16 protein-coding genes are annotated in these 19,580 nt (G+C 38.3%); 8 read left to right on the plus strand and 8 right to left on the minus strand.

The window, feature by feature from the left end:
* Positions 1 to 23 precede the first annotated feature (23 nt).
* The 3 genes from ACYVFA_RS16750 to ACYVFA_RS16760 all read left to right on the plus strand — a co-directional run bounded on the left by ACYVFA_RS16750 (position 24) and on the right by ACYVFA_RS16760 (position 5,310).
* Positions 24 to 2,762: a TonB-dependent receptor gene (locus tag ACYVFA_RS16750; protein WP_460472994.1), complete on the plus strand. Its 2,739-nt coding sequence runs from the start codon at positions 24 to 26 to the stop codon at positions 2,760 to 2,762.
* A 24-nt stretch (positions 2,763 to 2,786) separates the two neighbouring features.
* Entirely contained in the window at positions 2,787 to 4,040 is a 1,254-nt protein-coding gene (locus ACYVFA_RS16755; RefSeq protein WP_460472995.1) for a right-handed parallel beta-helix repeat-containing protein, read from the plus strand.
* A 172-nt stretch (positions 4,041 to 4,212) separates the two neighbouring features.
* Positions 4,213 to 5,310, plus strand: coding sequence for a phytase (locus ACYVFA_RS16760; RefSeq protein ID WP_460472996.1), 1,098 nt, complete (start codon positions 4,213 to 4,215; stop codon positions 5,308 to 5,310).
* A gap of 47 nt (positions 5,311 to 5,357) precedes the next feature.
* Here ACYVFA_RS16760 and ACYVFA_RS16765 read toward each other — a convergent pair whose 3' ends face one another.
* Entirely contained in the window at positions 5,358 to 6,155 is a 798-nt protein-coding gene (locus tag ACYVFA_RS16765; RefSeq protein WP_460472997.1) for a protein-glutamine glutaminase family protein, read from the minus strand.
* A gap of 1,250 nt (positions 6,156 to 7,405) precedes the next feature.
* Between ACYVFA_RS16765 and ACYVFA_RS16770 the strand changes: the two genes are divergently transcribed.
* From ACYVFA_RS16770 to ACYVFA_RS16785, 4 genes are all read left to right on the plus strand, one after another.
* Entirely contained in the window at positions 7,406 to 10,609 is a 3,204-nt protein-coding gene (locus ACYVFA_RS16770) for a SusC/RagA family TonB-linked outer membrane protein (protein ID WP_460472998.1), read from the plus strand.
* Positions 10,610 to 10,678: 69 nt separating this feature from the next.
* Positions 10,679 to 12,271 (plus strand): RagB/SusD family nutrient uptake outer membrane protein, encoded by a 1,593-nt coding sequence (locus tag ACYVFA_RS16775; RefSeq protein ID WP_460472999.1) that lies wholly within the window; start codon positions 10,679 to 10,681, stop codon positions 12,269 to 12,271.
* A gap of 84 nt (positions 12,272 to 12,355) precedes the next feature.
* Positions 12,356 to 12,922 carry an HD domain-containing protein gene (locus tag ACYVFA_RS16780; protein ID WP_460473000.1) on the plus strand — a complete coding sequence of 189 codons (567 nt, stop codon included), beginning with the start codon at positions 12,356 to 12,358 and terminating at the stop codon, positions 12,920 to 12,922.
* Positions 12,923 to 12,997: 75 nt separating this feature from the next.
* Positions 12,998 to 14,065 (plus strand): alkaline phosphatase family protein, encoded by a 1,068-nt coding sequence (locus ACYVFA_RS16785; protein WP_460473001.1) that lies wholly within the window; start codon positions 12,998 to 13,000, stop codon positions 14,063 to 14,065.
* A gap of 131 nt (positions 14,066 to 14,196) precedes the next feature.
* Here the strand turns inward: ACYVFA_RS16785 and ACYVFA_RS16790 are convergent, their stop codons facing one another.
* The 5 genes from ACYVFA_RS16790 to ACYVFA_RS16810 form a co-directional block, all read right to left on the minus strand.
* Complete coding sequence (locus tag ACYVFA_RS16790) at positions 14,197 to 14,334, minus strand: hypothetical protein (RefSeq protein ID WP_460473002.1); 138 nt, start codon at positions 14,332 to 14,334, stop codon at positions 14,197 to 14,199.
* Positions 14,310 to 14,432, minus strand: coding sequence for a hypothetical protein (locus ACYVFA_RS16795; RefSeq protein ID WP_460473003.1), 123 nt, complete (start codon positions 14,430 to 14,432; stop codon positions 14,310 to 14,312). The genes ACYVFA_RS16790 and ACYVFA_RS16795 overlap by 25 nt, the downstream gene beginning before the upstream one ends.
* Positions 14,433 to 14,775: 343 nt before the next feature.
* Entirely contained in the window at positions 14,776 to 15,966 is a 1,191-nt protein-coding gene (locus ACYVFA_RS16800; protein WP_460473004.1) for a glycosyltransferase family protein, read from the minus strand.
* On the minus strand, positions 15,963 to 16,802 hold the full coding sequence (locus tag ACYVFA_RS16805) for a UDP-2,3-diacylglucosamine diphosphatase (RefSeq protein WP_460473005.1): 840 nt from the start codon (positions 16,800 to 16,802) through the stop codon (positions 15,963 to 15,965). The genes ACYVFA_RS16800 and ACYVFA_RS16805 overlap by 4 nt, the downstream gene beginning before the upstream one ends.
* A gap of 151 nt (positions 16,803 to 16,953) precedes the next feature.
* Complete coding sequence (locus tag ACYVFA_RS16810) at positions 16,954 to 17,148, minus strand: hypothetical protein (RefSeq protein WP_460473006.1); 195 nt, start codon at positions 17,146 to 17,148, stop codon at positions 16,954 to 16,956.
* Positions 17,149 to 17,361: 213 nt separating this feature from the next.
* Here ACYVFA_RS16810 and ACYVFA_RS16815 point away from each other — a divergent pair, with 213 nt between their 5' ends.
* Complete coding sequence (locus tag ACYVFA_RS16815; protein WP_460473007.1) at positions 17,362 to 17,760, plus strand: hypothetical protein; 399 nt, start codon at positions 17,362 to 17,364, stop codon at positions 17,758 to 17,760.
* 96 nt (positions 17,761 to 17,856) lie between these two features.
* Here ACYVFA_RS16815 and ACYVFA_RS16820 read toward each other — a convergent pair whose 3' ends face one another.
* Both ACYVFA_RS16820 and ACYVFA_RS16825 read right to left on the minus strand, forming a co-directional pair.
* A complete protein-coding gene (locus ACYVFA_RS16820) occupies positions 17,857 to 18,723 on the minus strand; it encodes a right-handed parallel beta-helix repeat-containing protein (protein WP_460473008.1) in 867 nt (288 codons plus the stop codon).
* A gap of 29 nt (positions 18,724 to 18,752) precedes the next feature.
* Positions 18,753 to 19,526, minus strand: a complete 774-nt coding sequence (locus ACYVFA_RS16825) for an Lcl C-terminal domain-containing protein (RefSeq protein ID WP_460473009.1) — start codon at positions 19,524 to 19,526, stop codon at positions 18,753 to 18,755.
* Between the last annotated feature and the right edge of the window lie 54 nt (positions 19,527 to 19,580).

The following is a 19,580-nucleotide window of genomic DNA, read 5'->3' on the forward strand; positions in this document are numbered from 1 at the left end:
CCGCCCTCTCATATAAGTGTCAAATGAACAGGATATTTACAATTATTTTTCTTCTTCTTTCTTCAAAGTTATTTGCCCTTAACCTTAAGGGGATTATTACTGATAAATCAACAGGTGAACCTTTGATTGGTGCTTCTGTGAAAGTATTAAACCAACCGTATTATGCCATTACAGGCTTAGACGGTTCATTCCTTGTAAAAAACATACCCGCAGGTGAATATCAACTGCAAATCAGCTATATATCTTACCAGACTTCTGTTGTAAAAATTAAAGTTGAGCAAAAAGAGGCTACTATCAATATTGCTTTAGAAGAAGATAGTAAACAGACCCTAAGTGAAGTAGTAGTAACTGCTAATGCAGATAAATCGACCGAACAGGTTGCAAGGCAAATTGAACGAAACTCTAATCAGTTAATGAATATTGTTTCGGGAAAAGCCATTGAGATTTCTCCTGATTTAACTGTGGCGAACCTTATCCAACGTGTATCTGGCGTATCAATCGAAAGAAACAGCAATGGCGATGGGCAATATGCCATTTTGAGAGGAATGGATAAACGCTATAATTATACCTTGGTAAATGGCGTAAAAATCCCCAGCCCTGATAATAAGTATCGTTACGTGCCTTTAGATATTTTTCCGTCTGAATTATTAGGACGTCTGGAAGTAACCAAGACCTTGACACCTGATTTGGAGGGCGACGCAGTAGGAGGGGTAGTAAATATGGTGATGAAAGATGCACCTGATAACCCTGAGTTAAGAGTGAATCTGGCAATGGGTTATAATGAATTGTTCCTGAACCGAGATTTTACCTCTTACGACAGAGGAGGCATCAATTTTAAATCTCCTTACGAGCAAAAAGGAAAAGATTATAATGCCACGCCTAATGATTTTTCTAAATCACCTGTACAATATAAATCTTCCAAACCATTACCTAATCTGATAGGTGGCTTTTCTTTAGGAAATCGTTTCTTTAATAAGCGTTTCGGCGTTATGGTAGCAGGGAGTTTTCAGAATACTTATCGCGGTAGCAATAGCCTCTTTTATTCTTCAACAGTTTATGATACCGAACTTACCTCTCGTTTGACGAGTTTGTCAGAAAGAAAGTATTCAGAGCAACAAGGGCGCTATGGAATACATACCAAATTAGATTTCAAAGCTAATAGCCGCAATAAGTTTCAGTGGTATAATGCCTATTTGTATCTATCAAACCAACAAGTAAGAGATACCAAACAAACCAGTTATTCTTCGGGTGGATATGACCCTGTGGCAGGAAACGCCGGATTGTCTTATTCAACGCGTTCTCGCCTCACGGTTCAGCAAATTTTTAACAGTACACTACAAGGAAATCATGAATTGTTGAAAGACCTGAGATTAAACTGGTCGGCGGTATATTCATTGGCTACTAATCAGGTGCCGGATAATACTAATATCGGTTTACTAGGTACCCGACAGAATTTTGTAGATACGCGTACTTATCCGGAAGAATATACCCGTCGTTGGGAGCATAATTCAGATAATGACCTTACTGGTTATTTGAATCTGATTTATAAAATCAATGGTTTGGAATTATCGACCGGAGGTTTGTATAGAAATAAACATCGTGAAAATTTCTATAATAACTACGTTTTCAAGCCTACAAATCCTTTTGCACTTTACGGAAAAGATTATACCAACTATGATCAGATTACGTGGAGTATCCAGAATCCAAGAGGGGCAGTAGCCAATGCGCTTTCTTACAAAGCATCAGAACAAACGATTGCCGAGTATGCAATGGCAAAATGGCAATTGCAATGCCTGCAATTAATAGGTGGACTTCGTGTAGAACATACCAATCAGAGCTATGATATGCTTTTCCCTTTGGGTGAGTTAAGACCATCAGGCGCACAGATTTACACCGATCTCTTACCAAGTCTGAACCTGAAATATGAGGTAAAGCCTAAGCAATTTGTGAGAGCTTCGTATTTTCGTTCCATCAACCGTCCGGGCTTCTTTGAGATTGTGCCGGGCAAAGTGGTAAACGAAGAGTTTCAGGAAAGAGGAAACCCGGATTTGAAACGTGCCATTGCCGATAACTTTGATATTCGCTACGAGCTTTTCCCTAACCCCTCAGACCAGGTGATGTTAGGCTTATTCTATAAATATATTAAAGATCCTATTGAATACGCACTGAGTGTAGACGCCACCCGCGGACAGGATGTATTTTATTCACCGGGTAATTATGGAAATGCCACCAACTATGGTTTAGAGCTGGATTTAATCAAGTACTTCAATAAATTTGGTATCAAGGCAAACTACACTTACACCAAATCATCTATTACCACCCAGAAAATCATCAGAGTAAGAGACCAGAATGGCAACCTGCAATCGAAAAACGTAGAGCAGACACGTCCATTGTACGGTCAGGCGGCACATGTGGCCAATATTTCCTTGCTATTTAAAGATACCAAAAAAGGCTGGGATGCGCAGCTAGCGGCTTCTTACACCGGAGAACGTATCAATACGGTCTCTCAATTCCTGAATAACGATTTATGGCAGGAAGCCTTTATTCAGATGGATGCTTCTGTAGAAAAGACCATTGGAGCAAAATGGGTGATTTATGCCAAAGCTAACAACTTGCTGGATACGCCTATGCGTGTGTTCATCAAAAACACCAATCCTCAGAATGCAGACATCTATCAGGATATCAACAACAAGAATAAGACCCTGATTCGTGAGGATTATTATCAGAGAAGCTACTTGATAGGTTTACGATTGAAAATATAATTTTTTACTAATACAAAAAGAAAAATGAAAAGAGTACTTTCTTTAATGATGCTTGCCGCAACTTTAATGGTTAGCTGTAGCAAAGATGATGCAGGAACTGACACGCCAGTTACTAAACCAGATGAACTAAGTGTATCGGGTGAAGTATCAGGAATATGGAAAAAAGATGCAATTATTACTGTAAAAGGTGATGTGATTGTGCCTGCAGGCAAAAGCCTGATGATTGAGTCGGGTGTTACGATATTGATGGATACCACTGCTAAGCCTGAGTTTATCGTATTAGGTAACTTGTATTCGATAGGTACTAAAGAAAAACCAGTGAAATTTACAGTACCGGAAGCAGCAAGAACTGCTAAATATAATTTCGGTCAATTGTGGGGTGGTATCTTGGCCGCTAAAACTTCTACTGAAGTATTGTTAGATAATACAATTCTTGAATACGGTGGCGCTACTACTACAGAAGCATCAACTTCTGTAAAACAAGGTTTATATAAAGCTGCCAGTGGGGAGCGAGTACCTGCGCTTTGGTTCTCAAATGTGGCTGGTAAATTGGTAGTCCAAAACTCAACTATCCGTCACTTTGGCGAAGATGCTACATATATCGAGGGTGGTAGCGTTATTTTTGCTAACAACGTTTTCAATACAACTGGTGTAAGTGGTGGCGAGGCTATCAACCTGAAATCAGGTGTAAAAGCAGATATAGCCTTCAACTTGATTTATAACGTAAATACCAACGGCATGAAGTTATCGAACGCAGGTGAAAGAACTCCACAATTATATATTGTTGGTTATAACAACACTTTAGTAAACAACGGTTGGAGAAGACCATCAGTAAAAGGTGGTTCTATCTGGGTTGAAGAAAGTGCTGATGCTGAATTGTATAACAATCTTTTGGCAAACTGCCGTTTCGGTATTAAAAGAGATCCAAAGAAACCAGAAGACAAACGTTCGGTATTTAGCAATAACTACTACTTTGGTAACTATCAGGACGGTGTAAACCAATTCCAACCAAGTGCAGAAATCATTGCAGGTACTAACGACATAATCGGTAAAACTGCCGGAGATAACGATCCCAAATTCGTAAACTTCCCTGTAAGTACAGCGAAAGATGGAGCATTTGTTGACTCATGGGATTTCCATTTACAAGCAGGTTCTCCAGCATTAGGTAAAGGCATTACTACATTCAAAAGGAATTTTGCTGATGGTATTTCTTTAAACGGTGTAACTTATAAGTCACCTGAGCCTGCCAACTATGCAGGTGCTTTTGGTACTAAATAATATTTAAAGAAACCCCATCCGCGCGACGTTCGCCCAGTATTTCCCAGGAGTGGGAATGGGTTAAAGTTTCTCTCTTCTATATTTGTGAGAGGAACTCAAGTCTCCTCCTCATTTTGAGGAGGATCAGGATGGGGTTCTTATATTCTCCTCTTTAATTTACTATTACCTACTTATGAATATCCGATTAGTGTCTTGCCTGAGCCTACTTCCGCTGGCTTTTTCTTGTACAAATAAAGAAACTTCTTCTACCAAAAACTCAACGCAAACTGCCGCTGTTGTTAGTCCGGCTATCAGCCCTGTGTTTGTAACTGATAGTGTTAAAAAGGACTCTGACGACCCAGCCGTTTGGGTTAACCCAACTGACCCAGGCAAAAGCCTGATTGTAGGTACGGATAAAGACCAAGATGGCGCTTTGTATGTATTTAACCTGGAAGGTAAGGTACAGGAAGATAAAGTAGTGCGAGGGTTGAAAAGACCTAATAATGTGGATATTGAGTATGGCTTGAAACTGAAAGGCGTTTCGACAGATATAGCTGTCACTACAGAAAGGTTGACCCATAAACTCCGTATTTTCTCATTGCCTGATATGAAGCCCGTAGATAAGGGCGGGATAGCCGTATTTGAAAATGAAACAGGTGATGGTTTCAGAGATTTAATGGGTATCTCTTTATACAAAAATAAGAAGGGGGATATTTATGCCATTGTAGGTCGTAAAACAGGTCCAACTACGGGAGGATACTTGTGGCAATATCTATTACAAGATGATGGCACAGGTCAGGTAAAAGCTAGACTTGTCAGGAAATTTGGTTTGTATAGTGGAAAAAAAGAAATTGAGTCTATTCTCGTAGACGATGAATTAGGTTATGTATATTATTCTGACGAAGGTGTAGGTGTAAGACAATATTTTGCCGACCCTGATAAGGGTAATCAGGAGTTGAGTTTGTTTGCTACAACCGGATTCTCAGAAGACCACGAGGGTATTTCATTATATCGTTTATCTCCAACCGAAGGGTACATTTTGGTTTCAGATCAGGGCGCAGATAAGTTCCATATTTTCAGCCGCCAAGGCACCAAAGAAAATCCATACGAACACAAAGAATTAAAAGTGGTACAGGTAAAAGCACACCAAAGCGATGGCTCAGAAACCATTGCCCTGCCATTAAACAATAATTTCCCTAAAGGTCTATTCATAGCCATGAGCGATGACAGAACCTTTCATTTATACCGTTGGGAAGATATAGCAGGGAAAGAATTGAAAAGTATTAAATAGTTGAAACTATATTATATATACGTTATGTTTCTACAATTAACCAAAACTCATACAACGTCTTGTATGAGTTTTGACCATTTTTCTACATTATCTTCAAAAACACCGCGATAGTAATTGATTATACTATGGTATTTTTCCTGAAATTCAGGTGTCATTCTCTTATTGAATCCTTTATCTCTGAAAACACATTCAAAATTATTGATACTGCCAATCAGGTATTTATAATCGTTGATAAGCGAAGCGTCTGAATTGTTTTTTATAGCAGGTTTAATCACCTCTTCGTGCATGGTTAAAGCAGTTTCATTGGCGGCTAATCCTTTCTCAAACCATCTGTTTTCAAGGCAAAGGCCTTCAATTGGATAAAAACCTCCGTTAAAAAGGCTTTTATTAGGCTTTGTAACACTGGGAGAAGAGTAAAACAGAAAGTTTTCGGGGGCTTCAACTACACATTGATACGCTTTGGCATTCATGTGCGATAACCACTCTTGGCGGCTGAGTGGCGCCTGTTCTGAAAAATTAAAATCAAAAATCAATTCCTGATTGCCTTGCTGAATAATAGGCGCTACATGATACCCCCAACGGATATGACCTTTGGGAGCCATTTGATTATGGTCTTTAATCAGGAATACTTCATTTGACGTCTCTGAATAGCGACAAGGAGCGAAAACCCATATTTTTTTGTGCGGAATATCATGCTTTTTAAGAAGCAAAGAGCTCAGATGAGCGTTGCAGTGGCAGTTACCCTGCAGATAGCGGTATGACGGATAGAGATAATGCTTTATTTCATTAAACGCTCTATCGATTAAGGGTTGAACCAAAGTTTTCGATTCAAATACATTCAGCATTTTCGTGAGTTGATTAGAGTTCAAATCTAATAGTTAAAAGCCTATTGTTATATTATGTTTTGGTAAAGGAATTGTAACGCAGAAGTTAAAAGGAGATACTTTCTTCTGACCGAATAGAAGAGGCAAAATAGACCTGTAACCGAAGATGAAGAAAAGATTAAAAAAGACTAGTAAAGACACAGTTTTATCAGCACAGCTACTGAATGATTGCCGGATATTCTACTAAATCTCTTTAAACCCTATTATTATCTAAATTACAAAAATATATCTACTTTTATCGGAAGAACCTATGAGTCTCTAAACTACTCTTTTAATTTTTTCTTATCAAACCTTAGCCTTTGTTTACAATCATCAACAGATTTTTCTACTATTTAATACACAGCATAGAAACTATTTCTATTACCATTTTATTGTCTACAAATATACTTTAAATCTGCCAGATAACAGAATTTTAAAAGTACTATTTAAAGAGTTTTTAGGGCTAAAAATTAACTAGCACAGTCTTATTGAATTAAGCGGATTTGGTGAATAAAAAAAACGCTGTTTTTCCATTTTCTAATCAAATAATAGGCACTATAAACAAACCCTGATTCAATGTTAAGAAAAGCTTAAAATAAAATTAAGAAGATAGTTGGGATTATCATAAAAGTGAGTAAATTTAGTGCCGTACGCCATATAAATCTGTTAGTATCCTATTATCTCTATTACAAAAAAACACCACCTTATGAAAGCAACACACGCACCCTTTTGTACTTCATCCTGATTCTTTTTTTCAATTGGTATCATTGTTTGTATTAATCTTTGATTTTATTGCCATTCAATTATACCTAAAAGGAAATCCAATGTTTTGCCGATTCTACGGGCTGTTAAGCTCTTTTAAACGTATAGCCTAAGAGTAACACCAACACACATTTAAACTTTTCTTCAGACTCAAAAAAAATACCGAGCCTACTACCTCCTTTCGTACCAGCAAGGTCTGGTTATGCATTTGCCTGTTAGCGGTGCATCTGTTGCACTATGTCTTGCATGAGTAAAAGTACTCAGTTCTGGAAAAAGCCCAGTTTTTTCATGTTTTAGCACAAAAAAGGCTGAAAAAATAGCAAAAACTGATGTTTACTTAACAATTGCTTAATTACGTCTTAACATTCAACGAATTTAATAACAGTAATTTTGCATCCTGAAAATCATGCCAAATCACTATAAAATTTATAACGACTAACTCTTTCGAAATCAAACAAAAACAAAAGTTTATGAAAAAAAATCTCCTATTATGCATGGTAGTTTTTCTGATTGGCTTGTTTATCAGCGAAGCAACGTATGCGCAGAATGCAGTAAGTGGGAAAATATCTTCTGCCACAGGTGAAGGTATCCCTGGCGTAAGCGTGTTAGTAAAAGGCAGCAATCAGGGTACTAACTCTGATGCCAGCGGAAATTTCAGATTAAGCAATGTTAACTCAAACACCGTTCTTGTGTTTTCGGCCATCGGCTTTTTAACAGAAGAGCGTACAGTAGGTAACCAATCTACATTAAACGTAACACTAAACGAAGATACTAAAACCTTAAACGAGGTAGTAGTAACAGCCTTAGGTATTAAAAAAGATATTCGTCGTATTGGGGTAGCTATCCAGTCAATCGATGGAGCTTCTACCGTTAAAGCCCGTGAGCCAAATGCTATCAATGCATTGGCAGGTAAAGTGGCAGGTTTAACCATTGGTGCACAACCAGAATTATTACGTAAACCAAATATCTCTTTACGTGGTAATACTGAGATTTTATATGTAGTAGACGGTGTACCTATCAACTCTGATACCTGGAACATCAGCCCGGATGATATCGAAACTTATTCAGTATTGAAAGGAGCTTCTGCTTCTGCGCTTTACGGTTTCCGTGGTAAAAACGGTGCTATCCTGATTACTACTAAACGTGGTTCGAAAGACAAACGCGGATTCTCGGTTGAGGTAAACTCTTCAACTATGCTTGATAAAGGTTTTTACGCTATTCCGAAAACACAAGATTTATATGGCCCGGGTGACCACGGTCGTTATGCTTTCGTTGATGGTAAAGGTGGTGGATTGAACGACGGTGACTACGATGGTGGTTGGGGACCTAAATTTGAAGGTCAGTTAATTCCTCAATACGATAGTCCGGTTGATCCTGTAACTGGTGTAAGACAAGGTACTCCTTGGGTTGCCCGTGGTAAAGATAACCTTGCTCGTTTCTTGCAAACAGGTATTTTGTCCACTAACAATATTGCAGTTTCTGCATCAGGCGAAAAGTATAACTTGCGTTTCTCTACTTCACAGATTTCGCAACGTGGTATTGTGCCAAACACTAAATTGAATATCAGTAACTTCAATATCGCGGCTGATTACAAATTCTCTGACAAACTTTCGTTCACTTCGAACTTACAGTATAACAGACAGTATACGCCAAATATCCCTGACGTTAACTACGGTCCTAACTCAATCATTTATAATATGACACTTTGGGCAGGTGCTGACTGGGATGTAGACGATATGCGTAACTACTGGCAAAAAGGTAAAGAAGGTATCCAACAAATTTATGCTGAGTACCAACGTTACAACAACCCATATTTCATGAGTTATGAGTGGTTGAGAGGTCACCAAAAAACTGATATTATTGGTCAGGCGGCTTTAACTTACAAATTCACTGATTATTTAGAAGCTACGCTTCGTTCGCAAATCACGACATGGAACTTGTTCCGTAACGAAAAAATGCCTTATTCAGCTGGTGCTTATGGTCGTGACGAGCGTCGTGGTGACTACCGTGAAGACCGTCGTAACCTGTTCGAAAACAATACTGACGTCTTGATTAAATTTGATAAAGACATCGTAAGAGGTTTAAACGCAAAAATCTGGGCAGGGGGTAATATCCGTACTTTTGAATATAGCTCACAATTCGGTTCGACTGATTATCTGAACGTACCTGGTTTATACAACTTCAGTAACTCGGCTAATCCGGTTCGTACAGCCAACTTTAATTCGGCTATGCGTGTAAATTCAGCTTATTACTCTGCTGACTTTACTATCAAAAACTTTGTAACCATCGGAACAACTGGTCGTGTAGATAAATTGTCAACTTTACCATCAGGTAACAATACATTCTTCTACCCGTCAGTATCAGCTTCAACAGTTTTATCTGATTATATTACTCTTCCGTCGGTAATCTCATTCTTCAAATTGAGAGGTTCGTATGCAAACGTGAAAGATGGTTTAACCCGTTCTACTATCGGTACTACACCTAGTTTAGGTGATGGTAACCCACTTGGATACGGTGACCAATATTATTCTCCATATGATGGTCCTGCTTATAGCAATGCTGCAGTTTACTCTACACCATTCTCTTATAACAACCAACCATCAGCTTACTTTACAGGTACTTTGAACAACCCTGGTTTGAACCCAAGTTCAACTTCACAAACAGAGGTGGGTCTTGATTTCAGAGTATTGAAAAACCGTATCGGTTTAGATGTAACTTACTTTATCTCAAACGAAGGTCCAAGAATTTTCTCGTTGCCTATCTCTACTACTACTGGTTATTCGGCAGCTTTAGTAAATGGTATCAAAACACAGAAAAAAGGTTGGGAAGTTGCCTTGACAGGTTCTCCAATCAAAAACGCAGGTGGATTTAACTGGGATGTAGTTGTAAACTACTCTACTTATCAAGAGAGATTAACAGAAATCTATCCAGGTGTTGAAAGCTTGAATACATTCTTTAAAGTGGGCGACCGTCTTGATAAATTCTATGGTTCGGCATTTGTAAGAACGCCAGACGGACAAATCGTTAACGATGCTTCTGGTCGTCCGATCACTACGCCTGTTGCTCAGTTCTTAGGTTATATTAATCCTAAGTTTGTATTTGGTATCAATAACAAATTCAACTACAAAAACTTGACTTTCAGCTTCCAGTTTGATGGCCGTATCGGTGGTGTAATCTCTAACTATATCCAACGTCAGACCTACCGTGGTGGTCGTCATATCGGTATCACAGAAGGTGCTATGGGCGTGGCACGTGAGCAAGATTACTTGGGTGTGAAAGCTTATGTTGGTGAAGGTGTGTTAATATCGAATGGTGTGCCTATTAAATATGATGCTGACGGTAAAGTAACTAACTACGCCGAATTACAATACAAAGCCAACGATACTAAACAATTCGTTCAAGACTACGTAAGCCGTTACTACAATACCGACGAAGGTAACTTAATGAGCCGTTCGTTCGCTATGTTGCGTGAGGTAGTAATTGGTTATTCGTTACCAGAAAGATGGTTTGGTGGCGTTGTGAAAAATGCTTCGGTATCATTAGTAGGTAGAAACTTATTGTATTTTGCTGCGAAGAAAGACATCGACTTGAACCAATACATCAACGACGGTGGCTCAGGACTTCAAACACCTTCTACCAGAAGATACGGTGTTAACCTGAACTTTACTTTCTAATCAGAAGATATAATTTATGCTCATTGTTTGAGCCTTATTTCAACATCATTCAGATAAAAATATTTAAAAATGAAAATAAATCATTTATTCGCAGGGGCTTTTACAGTATTATCTGTTGCCCTTAGCAGTTGCGAAAAATCGTTTGCAGACCTTGAAAAAGACCCGAACCGTCCGGTAAACGTACCTGCTTCTCTTGTATTGCAAGGCGTTGAGTCTGACTTAGCCAATAACACGGGTCGTCCGTTCAGTGCAGAAATGCGTTGGAACCAATACTATTGTTCTAACTATAACTACTACGCTAATAACGAGTATACCTGGACAACCACTCCTAATCACTATAATACCTTGAAAAACGTAGTGAAAATGGAAGAAGAAGCTAAACGTGCTGGTTTGGCTGAGGTTAATGGGTACACCGCTCTTGGTAAGTTTTTCCGTGCTTATTTCATTGATGAAATGTCGAAACGTGTAGGCGACATTCCTGTAACAGAGGCGTTAAAAGGTATTGCAAACACGACTCCAAAATATGATTCACAGAAAGCAGTTTACGTACAGATTTTGAAATGGTTAGATGAAGCAAATGATAACATGGCTTCTTTAATTGCACAAGGTCAGACTGTACAGGGTGATTTCTACTTTGGTGGAGATCTTCGTAAATGGCAAAAAGCGGTAAACGCTTATAAATTAAGAGTATTGATTTCGTTGAGCAAAAAAGAAGCTGAAGGCGATTTGAACATCAAAGCTCGTTTTGCTGAAATGATTGGTAATCCAACTAAATTTCCAATATTAGGTGGTTTAGAAGATAACCTTGAGTATAAATACAATCAGTTTAACAAATATCCGTCAAATCCTGATAACTTTGGGTTTGATGCAACTCGTCAGAACATGGCGAAAACTTATGTAGGTTTGTTGTCAGGTTTGAAAGACCCACGTGTAATGATTACTTGCGAACCTGCAGGTGGAGAGTTGAAAGCTGGTAAATTGCCATCAGATTACTCGGCATTTGTAGGTGCAAGCTCAGCAGAAGATTTAGCCGACATGAGTGATAAAGCAGGAAGAAACAACGGTGCAGGTTTTGCTCCTGGTTTGTATTCATTCCAGAACCGTTTCCGTTATTACCGTACCTATACCGGCGAAAACACTTTCATCGTAGGTTACCCTGAAATGTGTTTCAATATTGCAGAAGGTTTGCACAGAAGCTGGGCAACCGGCGACGGCGAAGCATGGTACAAAAAAGGTATCCAGGCGTCATTGAATTTCTACGGAGTAGTAAATGGTACTAATACCATGACTTACTCTAAAACTGGTGGTAGAGAAGCAGCCGACTTAGCTACCTACACAGTAAACTTTAATTTTGATACATATTATGCACAAGATATGGTAAAATATGACGGTAAAACCACAAAAGGTTTAGAACAGATTATGGACCAGAAATATGCAGCATTCTTTATGAATTCGGGTATGGAAGCCTATTTTAACTGGAGACGTACAGGCTTCCCTAAATTTGAAACGGGTGTAGGTAACGGAAACTCAAACCGTATCGCAGTTCGTTGGCAATACCCACTTTCTGAGCGCACTACAAACACCAAAAATTATAATGATGCCATCAGCAGCCAATATGGCGGAAAAGACGACATCAACGATACTGTTTGGATTATGAAGTAGTTTTTGTACATCATAGGTAAGAATTGAAAGTAGCGGAGCAGTGTTCCGCTACTTTTTAATTCCATCTTTAATCTAATAACACCAATGAAAGAGATTAACAAAGTTATAGATGAGATTCGTGAAATATTTCTCTCTCAGGGAGATGAAGAATATTATGGCGAACCAGTTAGTCAGTATGAACATGCCGCTCAATCTGCGATTCTGGCCGAGAAATCAGGCTTTGATGAGGATGTGCAGATAGCGGCTTTTTTGCACGACATCGGACATCTGTTACCCGCTGCCTCAGAAGAAGAACTAATGGCCAATTATGGCAGAAAAGACCATGAAGGCGTAGCCGCAGATTGGCTACGAGACAGAGGTTTTTCTGAGAAAATAGCCGTTTTAGTCGAGAATCACGTAAATGCTAAGCGTTATCTATGCTATGCCAACCCATCTTATTATAATAATCTATCTGAAGCCAGCAGACAAACTTTAGAGTTTCAAGGCGGAAAGATGGAAAAAGAAGAAGCCGAGGCGTTCGAAAAGAATATTTATTTCGACGTCATTATCAGAATGCGCCGATGGGACGAAGCCGCCAAAGTAGAGCACCAACAACTACCGGATTTAGACCATTTTCTGAAAATCTGTGAAGATTATTTACAGAATAATTAATCACAATCATACCCATCAAACAATCAGCTTGTTTATCATTTCCTCGCACAATACCATAAAAAACATCTAACTACAATGAAGAAAATTATTGTATTATTATTACTGGCTGTTCAGTCATTTGCCCAGAATAAAACCGAGAACGTATTTATTATCACTACTGATGGTTTTCGTTGGCAGGAAGTTTTTGGTGGTATGGACTCAGCCCTGTTAAATAAAAAAGAATTTACAAGAAACAGAGACCGTCTGAATACTACTTTCGGGTCTGATGATTTAGAAGAAAGAAGAAAAAAATTATTGCCTTTTTTCTGGAATACAATTGCCAAAGAAGGACAATTATACGGTAACCGTTGGCAAAATAATAAGGTAAACGTATTGAATCCGTATTGGTTCTCATATCCGGGGTATAACGAAATTCTGACGGGATACCCGGATGATAAGGTGAATTCTAACGATAAAAAACTGAATGCAAATACTACAGTACTAGAATTCCTGAACCAGCAAAAAGGATTAAAAGGTAAAGTAGCAGCATACTCTACGTGGGATGTTTTCCCATATATTATTAATGAAGAACGCAGTGGTGTCCCGGTTAATTCGGGTAAAGAATTAGTAAAAGGTAATATTACAGATAAAGAGGCTATGCTGAACGAAATTCAGTCGAATTATGAAAGCTTGGCTAGTGATCGTCACGATTTCATTACTTACTTCTTAGCGAAAGAATATATCAAGAAAAATGATCCTAAAGTATTCTTTTTATCATTTGACGAAACTGATGAGTTTGCACACGAAGCTAAATATGATGAATACCTTTTTGCTGCTAACACAGTAGATAGATTTATAGGTGATTTATGGAAATATTGCCAGAGTAATCCGAAATATAAAGACAAAACAACATTTATCATCACAACTGACCACGGCAGAGGCGACAAAAACAAAGCGCAATGGACAAGCCATGGGCAACGTGTATCTGACTGCTACCAGATCTGGTTTGCAGTTATCGGGCCTGATACCCCAGCCTTAGGTGAAATGAAAACTGATAGCCAATTATTCCAGAATCAGATAGCTAAAACAGCGGCCAAATTTCTGGGCTTCGATTTTCAGAATGGAAAAGAAATTGGTAAGGTGATACCTACAGTGATGAAATAAAAGATTAGTCTTGAACTTTGATTAACCTGATTGATAATGAATTTTAAAAAATTAAATGATTATCATAATTAATCTGTGAAATCACACAAATCAGCTAAATCACAGTTCAAGACAATAATCACTCAATGATTTCAAATATCATGATGAATGTAAAAAAGATGCCCGTTTAAGTCTCTGACTGTAAATTGGCGTTGATTCCAGGGTTTATCTTCTATATCGTCAATTATATCAGCTCCTTTGTTTTTTAATTCCAGATAGCTGGCATCCACATCTTCTGCAAATATCCAGTGAATATTCGGAGTAAAGGGTGTTTCTGTTTTTCTAAAGAAAATTGAGCCACAGGTTGCGCAAGTCTGGTCTTTTCCATGTGGTAGGTGATTTAGTGAATGAGCGATTGTTTAATTGCGAATTAGCGAATATATGAAATATTAATTTAATAAGTATTGGTGCTATTTGTTAGAGTAGTAAATCTCCATTTACAATTCATAATTATAATATTTACTGTAGCCGCCGCTCATTCACTAAATCGCTCAATCACTCAATAGATTTGACTAATTCACTCAAAAAAAAAAGACAAGCCATTCGCTCGTCTTTTAAATGTGTCGTTTTCATGACTATGGTCAATCAGCATTTTCTATTGGGACACTGCATACGTTAACATAGTAACTGTTTTTCATAGAATGTTAATCGAACAGTTGCTACAATATATATTAGTTTCTTGTGAGAGGTGATACAAGCGCTAAGGCGAAGCGTTTGATTACTTGTGGCACAACATCAAGACGACGGAATGTGGTGCGAATTGTGTGGCGTTTTGGCGTGTTAAACAAGCTTTCCATCTCTCTCAGGAAGATAAAGCTTCCACGACCATACCAGGCCTGAAATTCGGGGCTTATGTCTTTATATGTAGGCAGATAGTTAATAAAGGCTGTTAAATTAAAACTTGTATCTGTGATTCCCGCCCCTGCTCTTTTGGCATCTATGGCATTACAGGCTTGTTCGTAATGTTTAGGTACAGGAATCATCAGCGTAGGCTTGCCTAAATACATCGCCTCACAAACCGACTCAAATCCTGCGGTGGTTACTAATCCACGGCAATTCTGCATCATTTCCAGAAATTGCTTGCCGTTGATTTTATGAAAATGTAGGTTGGGTGAATAGTGGAATGTTTCGGTATAGTTCGGATTATCCCAGAAACAGTGTACTTCTGTATCAGGGTTTTTATTGTGCCATGCCATTATCTGCTCGGCTAATGAGTATTGCGTTACATAAGCCAGCAGATAATTGTGGGCATTGGTAGTTAAACGAGAAATCTCTGACCGAAGCAAGGGTGGAATAGTAAAGATCTTTTGGTTTTTATCGTCGTCGAATGGGGTAAATGAGAGTGCCAGTTTCTTTGTTGCACCTAAGGCTGTGATACGCGTATTGGTGTTGACCAGAATTTTGTCTAACCAATGATTTTTTGGGTGGTGAAAATTGGGATGAAGCAATAAATATTGGTGTGCAATACAAACCATTGGCACTTTAGGACGGAACAAAAACTGATGCAAGCCGCCTAAAACATCGTAAAAATTAATGATAACGTCAGGGTTCAGTTCTTCTGTGTGGACTTGGATTTTTTTTAGGCTGCGTATATACCCACACAGGTTGAGGAGTGTATTGCTGATGGTTTTGGGTATATCCAAAGCCTTTGTTTTCTGGCAATAAGCCAGATAAGGGCTAGAAAATGGAATAATCTGTTTTTTGAAGTTTTCGGAAAAGAAAGTCGGTATTTCTTGCCCGTTTGCAGTGCCAACAAGTGCGCCTGCTACGGTATGGCCATTATTTTCTAATATTTCGGTCAACGAAATGGCCTGGGTCAAGTGTCCGCGCCCTTCTCCTTGTACAATTAACAAAAACCTCATAGAGTTGCTGCTATTCTTGGTAAAACAAATCTTTCTTCTTTTGTATCTTCTGTTTCTTCATCCTCCGGCTCATCTGCTAATGTCTGGCAGTCGCTAACAGAATAATAAACAAGACTCCAGTTACCATCAAAATCTTCTACCAATGCAGACATTGTTTCCACCCAGTCGCCAGAATTAAGGTAAGTAATACCATTAATATCTCTGATAGCAGGTTGATGAATATGACCGCAAATAATACCATCACAACCTTTGGCTCTTGCCAATTCTGCTAGTTTCTCTTCGTAATCATTGATATAGCTAACTGCCGCTTTTACGGCTTGTTTTACTTGCTGTGAAAGAGAGTAATAAGGTAGCCCTCTCCATTCACGGTACTTATTATAATTTTTATTCAGCCAAAGTAGAAATGTATAGCCTAAATCGCCCAGATGCGCCAACCATTTCATATTAGTTGTGATACTATCAAACACATCTCCATGCGTTACATAGAAGCGTTTATCACCCGATTTCAAGATATAATCTCTACGTATCTGGAATTGTTTTCCTATTACTAATGGGAGAATCTGGTCAAGAAAATCGTCATGATTACCACGTAAATAGATTACTTTGGTATCATGTTTATCCATTTTTTTTAGCACAACCCTAAAAAACGCGGTATGTTTTTTCTTCCAGTTACCGTATTTTTTTAGTTGCCAGCCATCAATAATGTCTCCATTAAGAATCAGCCGTTCACAGCGGTATTGTTTGAGAAATTCAGTTACCTCTTTCGCTTTACAACCACTTGTTCCTAAGTGGAGGTCTGAAAGCACTATTGTCCGAAAGTGTTTGCCTTTATTCATATCAACAAATTACGGCAATGATTGTAAATTGTTGATTAAGAGGATATTACCAAAATGTAAACAAAAAAATAAAGCAGAAGAAAAATTCCTCTGCTAATCTTCAATCAATTAACCTAAACAAACTATAAATAACGTATGTATAAACTTCTTTTTATGCTGCAAATCTCATCTCTTTTATAGAGATTTCGTCTTCATAAGATTCATCAAACTCATCGCCATCAAATGCTTCCTCATAGAATAATTCGTCGTCTGAATCTTCATAGATGCGCTCTTCACTGAACCCATTCACTATTCTCGTTGTGTATTTCCAGTGAAACTGATTTAATTGATAGGGTATTTTTTTCATATCTACTTTCATTTTGATGCCACAAATGTCGGATTAAGATTTAAACTTAATATTGCCGTAATATTAAGAAACTGCTAACACCAAGCTTTTAATGCCCGAAATGCTGGAAATATGATTAAACGGCCCTGTAAACTTTATTTTTTCTTAATATTCGGGTAAACTCTATTTAATCTTAAATAGGCTATTTTGTAATAAAAATCTTAATTTTCAGCAATGCTTCTTTTACGTCAGACATACTTTCAGAATTTTTTATCTGTTTTCGTTTTTATGCTAATCATTTGTTACTACGCCTTTAATGGAGTTCCGGAAGAGAGTTTCGAAAGGCAAAGCTATTCGATAGAAAAAACCACAGAATATGAGAACAGTGTAGAATTTGAAAAAAACGCCAGTCAGCTAAGAGCTGCCATCCTGATGGATGCCGATGTGGTGCAGATAAATGGATTATTGTATCAACTGGAAGTAGCAGCTGCTAATCTGAGTTCAGCACAGGAAGCTAAAGCACAGATTCAGAGTATCTATGATTTATTATTGAAAGATAATAAGAAAGCAGCCATTAAAAGTATTAATCAATTAAGAACTTATTTGTTGAAAAAATCTAAGGCTGTTGCTTAATATGAAATTAATAAATATTAAGAATGGGTCCTTTAATTATTAAAGGACCCATTCTTAATATTTTGACAATCGGGTAAATAAAACGTTACCAATTACTTACTGCGACGAAACGACCGTTGTTGGTGGCGCACTAGTAGTGTTACCCGTAATCTGGTTATTGCCAAATGAAATGACTTTACCAGGCCCTGTACCGATACCCGTACCATTATTCATAATACTATTATTGGAAAGACGGATAATTGACCCTGCTGCTGCAGGAGAAATGGCTATAATACTATTAGAAATATATGAATTTACTACACTGACTTCAGTATCAGCTTTAGCTATAATACCAGTGCCAATATCTTGCAAATGCACATTGTCAATAAAAGCAATTACTTTGTCTGTTGCTACAGCAGTACTACACTTCACACTTATACCATTCATATCAGCCGGACCGGTAATAGTAGTATTTTTAACGGTAAGGGTTCCACTACCAGGAGTAGTATAGTCTACTAGAATACCATTACCATTTGCAGTCTCGCCGGGAGCAATAATTCCACTGATTGTACAATTCTCAATATGAACATTTGATGGAACAAGTATTTTTATGCCATTTAAACCTGTACCTGCCCCATTAATGGCTAAATTTCGGATAGTTACCGTCATGCCAGCTGTATTAGCAATATTGATAGCATTAGTAGAGGAAGAGAGAATATGGGCCATTGTGCCCTTTCCATCAATTGTTATCGATTTTGTGATCGTAACAGCACCAAACCCTCCAGGGTCTAATACATTTATTTCACCACCTGTGGCAGTTTTCGAAATAGCTCCGGCAAAGGTTTTACAAGGGGCTGTACGGCTACAAGGATTCACGTCATCGCCCACACCCGAAACCCAGGTGCGGGTAGCTTGTGCTGAGGTCTTTGCTGAGTAAATAACAGAGACCAATAGCATAATCAATAAAATGGATATTTTTTTCATAAGAAATGTCTTTTAGATAAATGGAGAATTTAGAATCTTCTGATAGGTCTTACTCTGTAAAGAGTGCTTTTGGCAGAGGTACCCTGAGCTCCCGTATTAAAGTTCAGATAATTGGCAGATTCTGAAACATTGCCATAAGCTGCCGGTACTTCGGTTGAACTCCAATAGGTATTTGTGACAGCCCCCATGCCAACAGCATTTCTTTGATTATATAGCAACAGTAATTCTAATTTTGAGGGTAAGTACCAGTCTCCATAATTGCCACCATTGTGTTGGGCGGCAGCTATAGCAGCAGAATTTCCATTTCCCTGTATCTCATTAATTAACTTGGTATTGTACTCGCCACCATAAATACCTGAGCGCACCGCATTGGTATTGATATTGCTCCCAGTTATCCATTTGAAATCTCCGGCATAATCAGTTGTAGAAACTACTAAACCATGTTGCAATGACTCATCCAGATAAAATATCTTTCCTCCAAAGACACTCTGGCCTATAGTGTAGGTAACTCCTTCGATATTGAACATCGGCAACCACACAGAACCATTATAAGTATATGGGCCAACACCACCTGAACAATTGGTGCAATACACTTGTGTACCTGCGGTAGGGCTAGTGATAGCCGAGCGCTGAGATTCTGTCATGCGTGGCATAATTAATCCTTTTTTTCCTGAGCTGGCATTGATGATGCCTCCGGGATTCACATCGTTGGGGTCTATGGTTACGCTTTGTGCCTGAGAGGGAAGATAAAAACCCACAGCAATACAGCAAACCCATAAAATAGCATGGAGACGTTTCTTCATGGTTCTTATTTAGTTAAATGAGATAAATAAATGTAAACTTTATCAAAAATACAT

The sequence above is a fragment of the Emticicia fontis genome, assembly GCF_054779675.1.

Coding starts and splice junctions, on each gene's coding strand:
- ACYVFA_RS16770 (WP_460472998.1), top strand. CDS start 7,406: ATGAAAAAAAATCTCCTATTATGCATGGTAGTTTTTCTGATTGGCTTG.
- ACYVFA_RS16795 (WP_460473003.1), bottom strand. CDS start 14,432: ATGGAAAAGACCAGACTTGCGCAACCTGTGGCTCAATTTTCTTTAGAA.
- ACYVFA_RS16820 (WP_460473008.1), bottom strand. CDS start 18,723: ATGAAAAAAATATCCATTTTATTGATTATGCTATTGGTCTCTGTTATT.
- ACYVFA_RS16755 (WP_460472995.1), top strand. CDS start 2,787: ATGAAAAGAGTACTTTCTTTAATGATGCTTGCCGCAACTTTAATGGTT.
- ACYVFA_RS16810 (WP_460473006.1), bottom strand. CDS start 17,148: ATGAAAAAAATACCCTATCAATTAAATCAGTTTCACTGGAAATACACA.
- ACYVFA_RS16775 (WP_460472999.1), top strand. CDS start 10,679: ATGAAAATAAATCATTTATTCGCAGGGGCTTTTACAGTATTATCTGTT.
- ACYVFA_RS16825 (WP_460473009.1), bottom strand. CDS start 19,526: ATGAAGAAACGTCTCCATGCTATTTTATGGGTTTGCTGTATTGCTGTG.
- ACYVFA_RS16750 (WP_460472994.1), top strand. CDS start 24: ATGAACAGGATATTTACAATTATTTTTCTTCTTCTTTCTTCAAAGTTA.
- ACYVFA_RS16800 (WP_460473004.1), bottom strand. CDS start 15,966: ATGAGGTTTTTGTTAATTGTACAAGGAGAAGGGCGCGGACACTTGACC.
- ACYVFA_RS16785 (WP_460473001.1), top strand. CDS start 12,998: ATGAAGAAAATTATTGTATTATTATTACTGGCTGTTCAGTCATTTGCC.
- ACYVFA_RS16780 (WP_460473000.1), top strand. CDS start 12,356: ATGAAAGAGATTAACAAAGTTATAGATGAGATTCGTGAAATATTTCTC.
- ACYVFA_RS16765 (WP_460472997.1), bottom strand. CDS start 6,155: ATGCTGAATGTATTTGAATCGAAAACTTTGGTTCAACCCTTAATCGAT.
- ACYVFA_RS16815 (WP_460473007.1), top strand. CDS start 17,362: ATGCTTCTTTTACGTCAGACATACTTTCAGAATTTTTTATCTGTTTTC.
- ACYVFA_RS16805 (WP_460473005.1), bottom strand. CDS start 16,802: ATGAATAAAGGCAAACACTTTCGGACAATAGTGCTTTCAGACCTCCAC.
- ACYVFA_RS16760 (WP_460472996.1), top strand. CDS start 4,213: ATGAATATCCGATTAGTGTCTTGCCTGAGCCTACTTCCGCTGGCTTTT.